This window comes from Streptomyces sp. NPDC002577, assembly GCF_053594815.1.
Genome location: NZ_JBSFWK010000001.1, coordinates 309857 through 324926 on the forward strand (window position 1 = coordinate 309857; position 15070 = coordinate 324926).

Annotated in this window: 14 protein-coding genes; 10 read left to right on the forward strand and 4 right to left on the reverse strand. The window is 71.1% G+C overall.

Going from position 1 to position 15070, the window contains the following annotated elements; all coding sequences use genetic code 11:
* Positions 1–64 precede the first annotated feature (64 nt).
* On the forward strand, positions 65–823 hold the full coding sequence (locus tag ACWD4J_RS01425; RefSeq protein ID WP_451393203.1) for a hypothetical protein: 759 nt from the start codon (positions 65–67) through the stop codon (positions 821–823).
* A 149-nt stretch (positions 824–972) separates the two neighbouring features.
* Here ACWD4J_RS01425 and cobT read toward each other — a convergent pair whose 3' ends face one another.
* Positions 973–2031: a nicotinate-nucleotide--dimethylbenzimidazole phosphoribosyltransferase gene (gene cobT, locus ACWD4J_RS01430; protein ID WP_451393204.1), complete on the reverse strand. Its 1059-nt coding sequence runs from the start codon at positions 2029–2031 to the stop codon at positions 973–975.
* Between the two features lie 226 nt (positions 2032–2257).
* On the opposite strand from cobT, the gene ACWD4J_RS01435 reads away from it, so the two are divergent.
* Entirely contained in the window at positions 2258–3355 is a 1098-nt protein-coding gene (locus tag ACWD4J_RS01435) for a methyltransferase domain-containing protein (RefSeq protein WP_451393205.1), read from the forward strand.
* 19 nt (positions 3356–3374) lie between these two features.
* On the opposite strand, the gene ACWD4J_RS01440 is transcribed toward ACWD4J_RS01435, so the two are convergent.
* The gene (locus ACWD4J_RS01440; RefSeq protein ID WP_451393206.1) at positions 3375–4574 is read right to left on the reverse strand and encodes a bifunctional adenosylcobinamide kinase/adenosylcobinamide-phosphate guanylyltransferase; all 1200 of its coding nucleotides are present in this window, start codon (positions 4572–4574) and stop codon (positions 3375–3377) included.
* A 101-nt stretch (positions 4575–4675) separates the two neighbouring features.
* Here ACWD4J_RS01440 and ACWD4J_RS01445 point away from each other — a divergent pair, with 101 nt between their 5' ends.
* Complete coding sequence (locus ACWD4J_RS01445; RefSeq protein ID WP_451393207.1) at positions 4676–4894, forward strand: hypothetical protein; 219 nt, start codon at positions 4676–4678, stop codon at positions 4892–4894.
* 67 nt (positions 4895–4961) lie between these two features.
* Here the strand turns inward: ACWD4J_RS01445 and ACWD4J_RS01450 are convergent, their stop codons facing one another.
* Both ACWD4J_RS01450 and ACWD4J_RS01455 read right to left on the reverse strand, forming a co-directional pair.
* Positions 4962–5666 carry a class I SAM-dependent methyltransferase gene (locus ACWD4J_RS01450; protein ID WP_451393208.1) on the reverse strand — a complete coding sequence of 235 codons (705 nt, stop codon included), beginning with the start codon at positions 5664–5666 and terminating at the stop codon, positions 4962–4964.
* An 80-nt stretch (positions 5667–5746) separates the two neighbouring features.
* Positions 5747–6373 (reverse strand): DUF3043 domain-containing protein, encoded by a 627-nt coding sequence (locus ACWD4J_RS01455; protein ID WP_451393595.1) that lies wholly within the window; start codon positions 6371–6373, stop codon positions 5747–5749.
* Between the two features lie 298 nt (positions 6374–6671).
* On the opposite strand from ACWD4J_RS01455, the gene ACWD4J_RS01460 reads away from it, so the two are divergent.
* The 7 genes from ACWD4J_RS01460 to ACWD4J_RS01490 all read left to right on the forward strand — a co-directional run bounded on the left by ACWD4J_RS01460 (position 6672) and on the right by ACWD4J_RS01490 (position 15045).
* Complete coding sequence (locus tag ACWD4J_RS01460) at positions 6672–7463, forward strand: PspA/IM30 family protein (RefSeq protein WP_451393209.1); 792 nt, start codon at positions 6672–6674, stop codon at positions 7461–7463.
* Between the two features lie 38 nt (positions 7464–7501).
* On the forward strand, positions 7502–7780 hold the full coding sequence (pspAA, locus tag ACWD4J_RS01465; protein WP_451393210.1) for a PspA-associated protein PspAA: 279 nt from the start codon (positions 7502–7504) through the stop codon (positions 7778–7780).
* Between the two features lie 224 nt (positions 7781–8004).
* Positions 8005–9291, forward strand: a complete 1287-nt coding sequence (locus tag ACWD4J_RS01470) for a sensor histidine kinase (RefSeq protein WP_451393211.1) — start codon at positions 8005–8007, stop codon at positions 9289–9291.
* Positions 9288–9971: a response regulator gene (locus ACWD4J_RS01475; protein ID WP_451393212.1), complete on the forward strand. Its 684-nt coding sequence runs from the start codon at positions 9288–9290 to the stop codon at positions 9969–9971. Before ACWD4J_RS01470 ends, ACWD4J_RS01475 begins: the two co-directional genes overlap by 4 nt.
* A gap of 254 nt (positions 9972–10225) precedes the next feature.
* On the forward strand, positions 10226–13363 hold the full coding sequence (locus ACWD4J_RS01480) for an efflux RND transporter permease subunit (protein WP_451393213.1): 3138 nt from the start codon (positions 10226–10228) through the stop codon (positions 13361–13363).
* Positions 13364–13594: 231 nt separating this feature from the next.
* Complete coding sequence (locus ACWD4J_RS01485; protein ID WP_451393214.1) at positions 13595–13978, forward strand: peptidase inhibitor family I36 protein; 384 nt, start codon at positions 13595–13597, stop codon at positions 13976–13978.
* A 149-nt stretch (positions 13979–14127) separates the two neighbouring features.
* Positions 14128–15045 (forward strand): hypothetical protein, encoded by a 918-nt coding sequence (locus ACWD4J_RS01490; protein WP_451393215.1) that lies wholly within the window; start codon positions 14128–14130, stop codon positions 15043–15045.
* The last annotated feature ends 25 nt before the right edge of the window (positions 15046–15070 follow it).

The following is a 15070-nucleotide window of genomic DNA, read 5'->3' on the forward strand; positions in this document are numbered from 1 at the left end:
GTGCGGCGGTACTTCGCGGGCTCGGCTCCCTCGCGCTCCATACAGAACCCACTAAATTGCACATATGGGGCACTGGTGGTTCCGGAACATCGTCGAGCCCGGCAAGTTGCCGCTGCTGCTCGCGCTGCTCTCGTTCGTGGGGACCTTTCTGGCCGTCCGGGTCATCACGCGGCTGATCCGGGCGGGCAAGGGCCCTTTCCGCAACGTCAGTACGGGGAAAGTGCACATCCATCACGTGGTCCCCGGCGTCGTACTGACCGTCATCGGCGGCTTCGGCGCCGTGGCCACGGGCGCGCACGACGTCGGCGCCCTGCTGTCGGCGGTGCTCTTCGGCATGGGCGCGGGCCTCGTCCTCGACGAGTTCGCGCTGATCCTCCATCTCGACGACGTCTACTGGAGCGAGAAGGGCCGGATGAGCGTCGAGGTCGTCGTGCTCACGACGGCCCTGGTGGCGCTGGTGCTCAGCGGCTTCCTGCCGTTCGGCGTCAACGACCTGTCGCCCGAGGAGCGGCAGAACCGCGCCATCGTCCTCATGAACACCGCCATGAACTTCTTCCTCGCCCTCGTCGCCCTCGGCAAGGGCAAGCCCCGGGTGGCGATCATCGGCGCGGTGGTGCCGCTGGTCGCGCTGTTCGGTGCGGTCCGGCTGGCCCGGCCCGGCTCGCCCTGGGCAAAGAGGTTCTACGCCCGCCGTCCCCGCGCCCGGGCGAGGGCGGGTCTGCGTGCCTACCGCCACGACCGCCGCTGGGGCGGGCCCAGCCGCCGATTCGAGGACTGGCTCGGCGGCAGGCCGGACGGGGACGGGGCGGCGGAACGCCGTTGAGCGGTGCGCCGTCCGAGGGCGCACCGCACCAATTAGAGGCACCCGCCGTCGTGGGGGCTGTGCCCACCCTCCCCCATTGCCTTAAGGGCATGGGAGGTACCCTCATCGCCCCAGCGGAACGACTGCCCACAGCGGTAAGGCCGCGAGCCCTACTCGGCCTTGGCGTCGGCCTCAGGCAGCTCCGCTGCCAACGCCGCCGCGGCCTGCACGAGCGGCAGCGCCAGCAGCGCCCCCGCCCCCTCGCCGACCGCGACACCGTGGTCCAGAAGAGGCTCGATGGCCATCCGGTCCAGGGCCTTCGCCTGGGCGGGCTCCCCGCTGGCCTGGCCCGCGAGCCACCAGTCGGGCGCACGGAACGCGACCCGCTGCGCCACCAGCGCACACGCCGCCGAGACGACCCCGTCGAGAATCACCGGCGTATGCCGCACGGCGCTCTGCAGCAGGAAGCCTGTGGTGGCCGCAAGGTCCGCGCCGCCCACCGCGGCCAGCAGCCGCAGCTGGTCGCCGAGCACCGGGCGGGCCCGCCGCAGCGCATCCCGTACGGCCGCGCACTTGCGCATCCAGGCCAGGTCGTCGATATGGCGCCCGCCCCTGCCGGTCACCACGGAGGCGTCCGTGCCGCACAGCGCGGCGATCAGCGTCGACGCGGCCGTCGTGCCGCCGACGCTCAGATCACCGAGGACGACCAGGTCCGTGCCGGAGTCGGCCTCCTCGTCGGCCACGGCCATACCCGCACGGAACGCGGCCTCCGCCTCCTCGAGGCTCAAGGCGTCCTCGATGTCGATACGCCCGGACCCGCGCCGCACCCGGTGGCGTACGACGTCGTCGGGCAGGGAGCCCGGGTCGCAGTCCAGTGCCATGTCGACGATCCGTACGGGCACGCCCAGCCGGCGGGCCAGCACCGAGACCGTGCTCTCGCCCGCGAGCGCGGCCCGCACCAGCTCGGCCGCGCTCCCGGCCGGCCGGGCGGAGACGCCCAGCTCGGCGATCCCGTGGTCGCCGGCGAACAGCACCACGCGCGGCTGCTCGATGGGCCTGACCGGCACGCTGGACTGCGCTGCCGCCAGCCACTCGCCCAGCTCGTCCAGGCGGCCGAGCGCCCCGGGCGGCACGACCAGCCGCTCCCTGCGCTCTTCGGCATCGCGGCGCACGCCACCGTCGGGGCGCTCGATCAGATCGGTGAAGTCGTCGAGATTCAGCGAGCTCATTCGCCGAACAGTACCGGCAGGGGTCGAACCGGGCTGCTGACGGGCTGCCATAGAACCGGGCGCCGTCCCTGCCGTGGCGCGGGTCACGGGTTACGCCATGTGTCCCACCCCTTCGGTCCGCGTCGTTGCGGCGCCGCCAGTGATCCCCTACGTTCCGACTTGTACGGAATTGTCGTATTACTCGCTTACTCACTCGACCGGACCGCGGGCGATGCACGGAGTAGCCATGCCCTTCATCCAGCAGGCCGTCCAGCAGGCCTCCGGCCGGCAGGCCGTCGCCCGGCGGCGTCCCGCGTGTCTGCGTGAACTCGCCCAGGGCACCGACCGGTTCCACGAGCCGCGCCGCACCGACTGCCCCTGGTGCGGCTCGGAGCGGCTGCGCGTCCGGCTGCGCACCACCGATCTGGTCCAGCACAAGCCCGGTACCTTCGTCCTCGAGGAGTGCCTGGACTGCTCCCACGCCTTCCAGAACCCCCGACTCACCCCCGAAGGCCGGGCTTTCTACGGCCGGGACGCCCACGACGGGCCGGTGCTCGGCGCCCGGTGCGACGCGAAGCGGTACCGGGGGACCGCCCGGGCGATGCTGCCCTTCGGCGAGCCCGAGAGCTGGCTCGACATCGGCACGGGGCACGCCCGTTTCCCGGAGGCCGCCCGGGACGTCCACCCGTACACGGCCTTCGACGGACTCGACGAAGGCGCGGCCGTCCACGAGGCCGTCCGGGCCGGGCGCATCGAGGAGGGCCACCGCGGCTCCCTGGCGGAACTCGCGCCGCGGCTCGCGGGCCGCTACGACGTACTGAGCATGCTCCACCACTTGGAGCACGCCGCCGACCCGCGCGAGGAACTCGCCGCCGCCCGCCGCGTGTTGCGGCCCGGCGGGCACCTGCTGATCGAGGCGGTCGACCCGGACAGCCGCTACGCCCGGCTGCTGGGCCGGTGGTGGGCGTCGTACGTCCAGCCGCAGCACCTGCATCTGATTCCGCTCGGGAATCTGCTGCGGGGACTGGAGGGCCTCGGCTACACCGTGGCCGCCGTCGACCGCCGTGACGCGCATGTTCCGCTCGACCTCGGTACGGGGGTCGCGCTCGCCCTCGACCAGTGTCTGCCCGCGGCCGACCAGCCGTGGCGCAGCCGCCCGCCGAGCGATCTGCAGCGGACCGTGCGCGCCGCCCTGAGCTGGGCTGCCAGCCCGCTCGTCGGCGCCGCCCGCGCCGCCGACCACGTCCTCGCGCCGCTGGCGAGCCGCACGCGCTTCGCGAACGCGTACCGGGTGATCGCCCGCCGGAACGAGGACGGGCACCCGCCGTCGTGGGCACAACGGTAGGCCCGCAGTCGCAAGGAGGTCAGCCGCGCAGCACCAGCGCCTGCCCCGCCACCACCAGCAGCATCTGCTCGCACTCGGCCGCGAACGCCGCGTTCAGACGGCCCAGTTCGTCGCGGTACCGGCGGCCCGACGCGGTGGCCGGGACGATGCCCGAGCCCACCTCGTTCGAGACGGCCACGACGGTACGCCGGGTGCGCCGCACCGCGTCCGTCAGATCCCGCACACGCCCCCGCAGCGCCCGCTCGCCGCCCCCCGCCCACTCGGCGTCGTCCCACGCGTTCACTGCGTCCATGGCATACGTCAGCCACAGCGACAGACAGTCGATGAGCAGCGGGGGCCCGGTCTCCGCCAGCAGAGGCACGAGATCGCAGGTCTCGGCGGTCTGCCACGAGCCGGGGCGCCGCTCGCGGTGCAGGGCCACCCGCTCCGCCCACTCCGAGTCCCCGCCCCGCGTGCCGCCCGTCGCCACGTACAGCACATCGGGGAAGGTCTCCAGCCGCCGCTCGGCCTCCACGGACTTGCCCGAACGCGCCCCGCCCAGCACCAGTGTGCGGCGCGGCACGTCAGGCACGTCCTCGTAGGAGCCGACCACGAGCGTCGTCCCGTCCGGCACGGCCCGCGCCCCCGCGGCGGCCAGCCTGCGCCGCAACTCCGCGCCCGGCGGCACGTCGTGGTCCAGATGGACCGCGATCACGTCGGTCGTGGCGGACACCGCGCCCACGGCCCGCAGCCGCGCCAGCGCGTCCGGCCGGCCGACCACGTCCGCCACGACCATGTCGTACGGCGTGTGCCCTTCCTCGAGGCCCGCGGGCGCGGCCCCCGGCGGCAGATACAGCAGCCGCTGCCCGTCGGGGCCCGTCACCGCGTAGCCGGTGCCCGGCGCGTCCATCGCCAGCGCATGCACCCGGTGGCCGCTCATCAGCGCCAGCTCCCGCCCGTCGGGCACGCGGGCCGGCTGCGGCAGCCCGGCGGGCACCTCGACCGCCGGGCCCTCGTGCGGATGGGAGAGCAGGACCTGGCGTACGCCCCCGAGCATGCGTCCCGCGCGGGCGGCGGCGAACGCGGCGCCCGGTGTGAGGTCGAGCAGCAGCGTGCCGTCGACGAGCAGCGCGGTCGCGGCACGCGCCGCCTCGCCGAGCGCGGCCGAGCAGGAGGCGCAGGGGCAGCCGGGGCGCGGCAGGCCCTCGGGGCCCCCGGTGCCGAGCAGAGTCAGTTCCACGGAAAGATCCTCCCGCGCCGTTGCCGCTGCTGCGCGTCCGGCTAGGCTTCAAGACGCTTCAGCAGCTCCGAAGCACCTCTTCTCACCCTCGGGAGGCTGGCATGGTGGCTTGGACGTGGCGTTTCGAGAAGTCGGACGGGACGGAGGTCCAGCCGGCCGTGCAGCCTGAGGAGTTCACCACTCAGGGGGACGCCGAGTCCTGGATCGGCGAGCACTGGCGGGAACTCGCGGACGGCGGCGCGGACCAGGTGACCCTCTTCGAGGACGCGACCCTGATCTACGGCCCGATGAGCCTCCACGCGGAGGAGGCCCAGGCCTGACCGGTGGCGGCGACTGTCACGGTTGTGCCCACCCGCCCGTAGGGCGGGGAGGGGCGCACACCGCAGGTCAGCCGCCCCGCACCCCGCAAAGATGAAGCAGCGCCGCCACCCGGCGATAGGGATCCGTGCGCCCGGCGCGCTCCTCCGCGGCGAGGAGCGCGCCGAAGTCGTCGGGCACGGTGGCGTCGTCGGCCGCCGTGTCGGTGAAGACCCGCACGCCGTACCAGGCGTGCAGCGGCGCCCCGATCCCCGCAAGCGTCGAGGTGAGCGCGTTCAGCCGGTCGGCCCGCACCCGCAGCCCCAGCCGGTTGGTGTAGGCGTCGGTGTCGAAGGAGGCCAGCGCCCCGGCCCAGTCGCCGGCCCGCCCCGGCCGCAGCGCCAGTGCGTCGGCGTTCCGTACCAGCAGTGACAGCAGCCCGCCCGGGGCCAGCATCCGGGCGAGGCCGGCCAGCAGCGGGTCGGGCTGCTCGACGTACATCAGCACGCCGTGGCACAGCACCACGTCGAAGCTGCCCGGCAGGAAGTGCACGCCCGTGTCCCGGCCGTCACCCTCGACCAGCCGCACCCGCTGCCGTATGCCCTCAGGCTCCGCGGCCAGCGCCTCGCGCGCCACGGCGACCATCTTCGGGTCCTGCTCCAGGCCGGTCACCTTGTGCCCGGCACGGGCCAGCCGCAGCGCCTGCGTGCCCTGGCCCATGCCGACGTCGAGCACCCGCAGCCGCTGCCCGACGGGGAAGCGCCCGGCCAGCTGCTCGTCGAGCTGCCGTGCCACCAGTTCCTGACGTACGGCGTTGCGCAGGCCCCCGAGCCCCTGCAGCCAGGCGGCCGCCCCCAGCGGATAAGGCTCTGCGCTCAGGGCCGCTCTCCGCGCTTGACCTGCGGCTTCGGCAGCCGGAGCCGACGCATCTGGAGCGTGCGCATCAGGGCGTACGCGACGGCCCCTCGCTTCGGCTGGTCCGGGAAGCGCGCGTTCAGCTGCTTCTTCAGGCGGATCGCGGTAAGGATCGAGTCGACGACGATCAGGATGATCACGAACAGCCACAGCAGCAGCGCGATGTTCTGGATCGACGGCACACGGATCATGCTCAGGACGAGGATGACCACCGCGAGCGGCAGGAACCACTCCGCGATGTTGAACCGCGAGTCCACGAAGTCGCGTGCGAACCGCCGGACCGGGCCCTTGTCGCGGACGGGCAGATAGCGCTCGTCGCCGCTCGCCAGCGCCTGGCGCTGCCGCTCCATCTGCGTACGGCGCTCGTCGCGCTGCCGCTTCGAGGCCTCCTTGCGCGTCATCTGGCTGTTGGCGACGCTGCGGCGCTGGGTTTGGGCCTCGCTGCGCTTGGGCGTCGGGCGGCCCTTGGGGGCCTGCGGGTCACGGGTCTGCTTGGAGTCGGTCACCGGCGCCTTGTCGGCGGGGGCCTTCTCTTCCTTGGCACGGCTACGGAACACAAAATCCAAGGGTACGGGGTGCGCCTGCATGGACCCCAGCCCGGTGGGGAACGATCCGGCAACACCCTGCGTCTCTACCGGCGACATCACGCGGCTGTGGCGGGGGCGGATCAGACTCAAGGGGTATGCAAGGTACGCGGCCGAAGGTTTCCGGCGCATCCCGGGAGGCACCACCTACTCCCTGGGCCGGAGGGCAGCCGGCGGCAGTCGTCCTTGGGGATGAGCGCATCGGTCCCCGAACAGTGCGGTAATGGAGGCAGGGCCCGTACTGTGGGTTCTGTTGAAGACCTGGGAGCTGGAGTCCGTCAGAAGGGGGCGCGCGAAGCCCATGAGCGGTGTCATGAAGCGTATGGGGATGATCTTCCGCGCGAAGGCGAACAAGGCCCTGGACCGGGCCGAGGACCCGCGCGAGACCCTCGATTACTCGTACCAGAAGCAGCTTGAGCTGCTGCAGAAGGTGCGCCGCGGCGTCGCCGACGTGGCGACCTCGCGCAAGCGCCTGGAGCTGCAGCTCAACCAGCTCCAGACCCAGTCGTCCAAGCTGGAGGACCAGGGCCGCAAGGCGCTCGCGCTGGGTCGCGAGGACCTGGCCCGCGAAGCGCTCTCCCGCCGCGCTGCTCTCCAGCAGCAGGTGACGGACCTGGAGACGCAGCACCAGACGCTGTCGGGTGAGGAGGAGAAGCTCACCCTTGCGGCCCAGCGGCTGCAGGCGAAGGTGGACGCCTTCCGTACGAAGAAGGAGACCATCAAGGCCACCTACACCGCGGCCCAGGCGCAGACCCGGATCGGCGAGGCGTTCTCCGGGATCTCCGAGGAGATGGGCGACGTCGGCCTGGCGATCCAGCGTGCCGAGGACAAGACCGCGCAGCTCCAGGCGCGGGCCGGCGCGATCGACGAGCTGCTGGCCTCCGGCGCCCTCGACGACCCGACCGGCATGGCCAAGGACGACATCCAGGCCGAGCTGGACCGGCTCTCCGGTGGTACGGATGTAGAGCTGGAACTGCAGCGCATGAAGGCCGAGCTGGCCGGGGGTTCGCAGCAGCAGGCGATCGAGGGCGGCACCGGCCAGGGACAGCAGCAGTCCCAGCAGCAGGACACCCCGCGCTTCGACAAGCAGTAGCCACCCCGCGAGTCTCGCTCACGTCCGAGGAGGGCGACATGATCGTACGGATCATGGGGGAGGGGCAGGTGAAGCTGGCCGACAGCCACTTCGCCGAACTGAACAAGCTGGACGAGGCGCTGCTCTCCGAGATGGAGCGCGGCGACGGCCCCGGCTTCCGCGAGACCCTGCACGCGCTCCTGGAAAAGGTCCGCGAACTGGGCACCCCCCTCCCGGACGACTCTCTGGAACCCTCGGAACTGATCCTCCCGTCCTCCGACGCCACCCTGGAGGAAGTCCGGGAGCTCTTGAGCGACGACGGCCTGATCCCGGGCTAGAGCCCAGCTGTGGGCAATCGTTCCGCAGGGGCATTGGGGGTACCTCCCATGCCCTTAACGCAATGGGGGAGGGTGGGCACAACCCCACGACGCACAGCACCTCGGCTGTAGGCCCGGACCGGGCGAGGGCATCCGCACCTCGCCCACGACGGGGGCACCCGAAACCGAAAGGGCACCCAAGCCCCCGTTCCGCCGCCCGCCAGGGCCCCGTACCGTGGCTGAACGTGACCACTCCCCAGAGCCCAGGCCCCTGGACCGGGGCAAGGGCCTGGCCCCAGGCCCACCCCCGGGCCTGGGACGCCATCCTCGCCACCGCCGTCCTCGCCTGCATGATCGTCGGCTCCTTCGCCGACCCCGGCCACCACGGCCGCCCCACCTGGGGCACCCGCACGCCCGACGCGCTCAGCCTCACCCTGATGCTGCTCGGCGCGGCCGCGCTGGTCTTCCGCCGGGCGCGCCCCATGCTCGTGCTGGCCGTGACCGGTGCCGTGTCCCTCGTGGAGCTGGTCACCGGCGACCCGCGCACCCCGGTGACGATGTCCGCGGTCGTCGCGCTCTTCACCGTCGCCGCCTGCACCGACCGGTCCACCACCTGGCGGGTCGCCCTGCCCACCATGACCGTGCTGACGGCGGCCGGAATGCTCGCGGGCCCGCTGCCCTGGTACGCGCAGGAGAACATCGCCGTCTTCGCCTGGACCGGTATGGCCGCGGCCGCGGGAGACGCGGTCCGCAGCCGCCGCGACTTCGTCCAGGCCATCCGGGAGCGCGCCGAACGGGCCGAGCGGACCCGCGAGGAGGAGGCCCGGCGCCGGGTCGCGGAGGAGCGGCTGCGCATCGCCCGCGATCTGCACGACGTGGTGGCGCACCACATCGCGCTCGTCAACGTCCAGGCCGGGGTCGCGGCGCACGTCATGGACCGGCGGCCCGACCAGGCCAAGGAGGCCCTCGCCCACGTACGCGAGGCGAGCCGCTCCGCACTGGGCGAACTCCGCGCCACCGTGGGTCTGCTGCGGCAGACGGGCGACCCCGAGGCGCCCACCGAGCCCGCGCCGGGTCTGCATCGCCTCGACGAACTCGTCGACACCTTCCGGCACGCGGGCCTGCCGGTGGAGGTGGCCCGCGACGATCTCGGCACGGCACTGCCCGCGGCCGTGGACCTCGCCGCGTACCGCGTCATCCAGGAGGCGCTCACCAATGTGCAGAAGCACGCGGGCACCGGCGCCAAGGCCGAGGTCAGCGTCATACGCGTAGGGGCCGAGCTCGAGGTCACCGTGCTGGACGACGGTCCGGGCCACGACGAGACGCCCCAGGACGGCGGCGGGCACGGGCTGCTCGGCATGCGCGAGCGGGCCACCGCGCTCGGCGGCAGCTGCACCGCGGCACCCCGTCCCGGGGGCGGCTTCCGCGTCCATGCGATCCTGCCGGTCCAGGGCCGTGCGCGCCAGGCCACGGAAGAGCCGCAGACACCGACAGTGCTTCACACCGAGACGCAGACGGGGAACCGCGTATGACCATCCGGGTGCTGCTCGCCGACGACCAGGCACTGCTGCGCAGCGCCTTCCGTGTGCTCGTCGACTCCGAGCCCGACATGGAGGTCGTCGGCGAGGCGTCGGACGGTGCGGAGGCGGTCCGGCTGGCCAAGGAGCAGTCCGCTGACGTCGTGCTGATGGACATCCGCATGCCGGGTACGGACGGCCTCGCCGCCACCCGGCTGATCAGCGCCGACCCGGCTCTCACGCAGGTGCGGGTGGTCATGCTGACGACGTTCGAGGTCGACGAGTACGTGGTGCAGTCGCTGCGCGCCGGCGCCTCCGGTTTCCTCGGCAAGGGCGCGGAACCCCAGGAGCTCCTGAGCGCCATCCGGGTCGCGGCCGGAGGAGAGGCCCTGCTGTCCCCGGCGGCCACCAAGGGGCTGATCGCCAGGTTCCTGGCGCAGGGCGACGGTACGCAGGGCGGCGGCGACCCCGTCCACGCCGAACGCCTGGAGGCGCTCACCAGCCGGGAACGCGAGGTGCTGGTCCAGGTCGCCGGCGGCCACTCCAACGACGAGATCGCCGAACGGCTCGAGGTCAGCCCGCTCACCGTCAAGACGCACGTCAACCGCGCCATGGCCAAACTCGGGGCCCGCGACCGGGCACAACTCGTGGTCATCGCCTACGAATCGGGTCTGGTCCGGCCGAGAACGACGTGATGTGACATCCGGGGAGCCCGGATATGTCGAGGTCATCCACGGACGTCCTGGTCGTCCTGGGACGTGCGGGACCGCCGGGGCGCGAAGCTGGACCCGAGGGTGTACGGCGCGTACTGCGACCGCAGTATGCGCCGGATAAGGAATGGGGACCTGGGGGCGACGGATCGGGCCCGGGGGATGCCGCAGGGTGATAGGACCGGGCGCCGAGTCGCGCCCTCTCCTGCCGCGTAAGCCACAGAAGAGAGACCGTCCCCATGTCCTGGCTGTCCAGGTTCAGCCTCGCTCAACGTGCCCTGATCGGGCTGATGTCGATCGTCGCGATCGTCTTCGGTGCCATCGCCATCCCGCAGCTCAAGCAGCAGCTGCTGCCCTCCATCGAACTGCCCGTGGTGTCCGTGCTGGCGCCGTACCAGGGCGCGTCTCCGGATGTGGTCGAGAAGCAGGTCGTCGAGCCGCTCGAGAACACCATCAAGGCCGTCGACGGCGTCACCGGCATCACCTCCACGGCCAGCGAGGGCAACGCCCTGATCATGGCCTCCTTCGACTACGGCAACGGCACCCAGCAGCTCGTCGCCGACGTCCAGCAGGCCGTGAACCGGGCCCGAGCCCAGCTGCCCGACGACGTCGACCCGCAGGTCGTCGCCGGTTCCACGGACGACATCCCGACCGTCGTCCTCGCCGTCACCTCCGACAAGGACCAGCAGGCGCTCGCCGACCAGCTCGACAGGACCGTCGTACCGGCCCTCGACGACATCGACGGCGTCGGCCAGGTCACGGTCGACGGTGTCCAGGACCTCCAGGTCACGGTCACGCCGGACGACGCCGAGCTGGCGCGCGCGGGTCTGACCTCGGCGGCGCTCGGCCAGGCCCTGCAGGCCGGCGGTGCGACGGTCCCGGCCGGCTCCTTCGACGAGGACGGCGCCAACCGCACCGTCCAGGTCGGCGGCGGCTTCACCTCGCTGCAGCAGATCAAGGACCTGATGGTCACGGGCCAGGGCGCCAAGAAGCCCGTACGCCTGAGCGACGTCGCCACCGTGCAGCAGGAGCCCTCCGCCGCGACCTCCATCACGCGCACGAACGGCAAGCCCAGCCTCGCCGTCATGGTCACCATGGACCACGACGGCAGCGCGGTCGCCATCTCCGACGCGGTCAAGGACAAGCTGCCGGACCTCCGCAAGGACCTCGGCTCCGGTGCGACGCTGACCGTCGCCAGCGACCAGGGCCCCGCGGTCTCCAAGTCCATCGAGGGCCTGACCACCGAGGGCGCGCTCGGTCTGGTCTTCGCCGTCCTCGTCATCCTGGTGTTCCTGGCGTCGATCCGCTCGACGCTGGTCACCGCGGTGTCGATCCCGCTGTCGGTCGTCCTCGCGCTCATCGTCCTGTGGACGCGCGACCTGTCCCTCAACATGCTCACGCTCGGCGCGCTGACCATCGCCATCGGCCGCGTCGTCGACGACTCGATCGTCGTCCTGGAGAACATCAAGCGGCATCTCGGCTACGGCGAGGAGCGCCAGGAGGCGATCCTCAAGGCCGTGCGCGAGGTCGCGGGCGCGGTCACGTCCTCCACCCTCACCACCGTCGCGGTCTTCCTGCCCATCGGTCTGACGGGCGGCATGGTGGGCCAGCTGTTCGGCCCGTTCTCGCTGACGGTCACGGCGGCGCTGCTCGCCTCGCTGCTGGTGTCGCTGACGGTCGTGCCCGTCCTGTCGTACTGGTTCCTGCGGGCCCCCAAGGACGTGCGGGACGCCGACCCGGAGGAGGCCCGCCGCAAGGCCGAGGAGAAGGAGGCGCGCAGTCGGCTGCAGCGCCTCTACGTCCCCGTGCTGCGCTTCGCGACGCGCCGCCGCCTCACCAGCCTGGCCATCGCCGTCGTGATCCTCATCGGCACCTTCGGCATGGCGCCCCTGCTGAAGACCAACTTCTTCGACCAGGGGGATCAGGAAGTCCTCACGGTCAAGCAGGAGTTGAAGCCGGGCACCAGCCTGGCGAAGACCGACGCGTCCGCGAAGAAGATCGAGAAGATGCTCGACGGCGTCGAGGGCGTCGAGGACTACCAGGTCACCGTCGGCTCCTCCGGCTTCATGGCGGCGTTCGGCGGCGGTACGGACACCAACCAGGCGTCGTACCAGGTCAAGCTGGCGGACTCGGCGTCGTACGACGACGTCCAGGCCCGTATCGAGGAGGGGCTCGGCAAGCTCTCCGGGATCGGCACGACGACCATCTCGGCCGGCGACGGCTTCGGCAGCCAGGACCTGAGCGTCGTGGTCAAGGCCGCCGACGCGGACGTCCTGCGGAAGGCCGCGGAGGAGGTCCGCGACTCGGTCGCCACGCTCGACGACGTCACGGACGTCACCAGCGACCTCTCCCAGTCGGTGCCGCGGATCTCGGTGAAGGCCAACGACAAGGCGGCAGCGGCCGGTTTCAACGACTCGACCCTCGGCCAGGCCGTCGCCCAGGCGGTGCGCGGCACCACCACCGGCAAGGCGGTCCTCGACGACACCGAGCGGAACATCGTCATCCGCTCGGCGAAGCCCGCGGACACGCTGTCCGAGCTGAAGAAGCTGCAGGTCGGCCCGGGCGTGAAGCTCGCTGACATCGCGGACGTCAAGCTCGTCGACGGCCCGGTCTCGATGACCCGTATCGACGGCCAGCGCGCCGCGACGATCACGGCCACGCCGACCGGCGACAACACGGGCGCGGTCAGCGCCGACCTCCAGACGAAGATCAACGCGCTCAAGCTGCCCGCCGGCGCCACGGCGTCGATCGGCGGCGTCTCGCAGGACCAGGACGACGCCTTCGCCTCGCTGGGCCTGGCGATGCTGGCCGCGATCGCGATCGTCTTCATGCTGCTGGTCGCGACGTTCCGGTCGCTCGTCCAGCCGCTGATCCTGCTGGTGTCCATCCCGTTCGCGGCGACCGGCGCGATCGGCCTGCTGATCGTCACGGGCACCCCGATGGGCGTCCCGGCGATGATCGGCATGCTGATGCTGATCGGCATTGTGGTCACCAACGCGATCGTGCTGATCGACCTGATCAACCAGTACCGGGCCCAGGGCTACAGCACGGTCGAGGCGGTCATCGAGGGCGGCCGCCACCGCCTCCGCCCGATCCTGATGACCGCCCTGGCGACGATCTTCGCGCTGCTCCCCATGGCGCTCGGCATCACGGGCGAGGGCGGCTTCATCGCCCAGCCGCTCGCGGTGGTGGTGATCGGTGGTCTGATCACCTCGACGCTGCTGACCCTGCTGCTGGTCCCGACGCTGTACGCGATGATCGAGCTCCGCAAGGAGCGCAGGGCCAAGAAGAAGGCGGCCAAGCGAGCGAAGAAGGCCGGGGGTCCGGCCGAGCCGACGGTCGCGGAGTCCGGCGAACCGGAGCCCGCGCAGGTCTGACGGCTGTACGAGAAAAAAGGGCGCCCCTCTGCACGAGGGGCGCCCTCCCATTTTTCGGTGTTTGGATCACGCGCCCTGAATGTCCGATCGCTTGACTTCGCATGATCGCGAGGACTACAACCTCCGGCGACGATCAGGCGGCGGTGGTCACGAGTTCACCGTCCACGTACTGGGGAGATATTTGTGGGTGCGTTCCGAAAGAGAGCTGCGGCTGCGTTTACGGTGCCTGCTGTGGCCGCCGCCATGATTGCCGGCGCACCGGCCGCACAGGCGGACGCGGGGTCGGGCTGCATCATCGGCTCGAGCTGCCTCGTGCTGTTCTACAACAGCAATCAAGGAGGGTCCTCGACCTCCTTCCGGGGAAGCAATGTCGCCGACTTCGCCGGCTACACGTTCCTGAGCTCCGGGTCCGGGCAGGGGCAGGCCGTCAAGAACAACGCCGCTTCGGCGACGAACGACAGCGCCTACGCTGCCACGATCTTCTACAACAGCAACTACGGCGGCGCCTGCGACAAGATCGCCGACTACTCGTACACCAAGCAGTTGCACAACACGTACAACGAGAACGCCTCTTTCAAGTGGAACTCGTCGAGGACTGACTGCTACGTGTTCTGAGCGGCTCCGGAAGCCGCTGGTGCAGATTCTGCGGTCCTCGTGCGGGGGCGGGTTCTTCCTGTCTCCGCACGGGGTCCTCGATTTTTCTGAGGGGTTTCGGGGTGGGAACGAGGACTCGGTCGGTTTTTTCGGCGCTGTGCAGCCGGTCGGTGGCGGTAGTTGCCGGGCTGTCGTCCCTTCTTCTGCTGTCGGGCTGCTCGTCGTCCGCGCAGAACGCCGCAGACGACGGCCCGGGGGCACGTCCGACCGAGCCGAGCGTGACCGAACCGGCCTCGCCTTCCCCCGGTTCCGAATCGGCCGTGCCGGAATCCGCCTACACCTTCAGACTCCCCATCGCGAAATACAGCTTCAGCAATGCGGAGTTGGCTGCCATAGACGCCGCCGAAGGCAAGCTGACGGAACAATGCATGGCCAGGTTCGGGATCGACTACCGCGCTGAGCCGCCATCGGTCCCCGCGTATTCTTCGGACCGTCGCTACGGCATATCCAGCGCCAAAGACGCGGCACGCTACGGCTACCACCTTCCTGCGGACGAGTCACCGGAAAGCGGTGCGGAGGACGTCGACGCGACGACTCGTCTCGTTCTGTACGGCACCGGATCCGGCGGCGTGGCGAAGAAGTACCGGGGTGCCACTGTTCCCGAGAACGGCTGTCGGGGCGAGGCGGTGAAAAGTCTGCGGAAGGGGAACGAGTCCCCCGCCGGGTCGGAAGCCGCCAGGACCGTCGCGAACAGCAGCTTCCAGTCTTCTCTCAAGGATCCCCGGGTGGTGCGGGCCACGAAGGACTGGTCCGCGTGCATGAAGAGCGCCGGGTACACATACGATTCACCGCTGGCGGCCATGGGCGACAAGGCCTTTCAGGGCGAAAGCGTCACCCGCCGAGAGATATCGACTGCCAAGGCGGACTACTCGTGCAAAACCCGTACCCGGCTCCTCGATGCCTGGTTCCGGGCGGAGAGCGAGATCCAGGACAAGATGATCGCTGATCACAAGGTGGACCTCGGGAAGTTGAATGCCGCCCACCTGCGGATGATCAGCGCAGCACAGGAGGCCGTCGCGGAGAGCTGACCGTTAGTGCGGGCGCACTGAACGG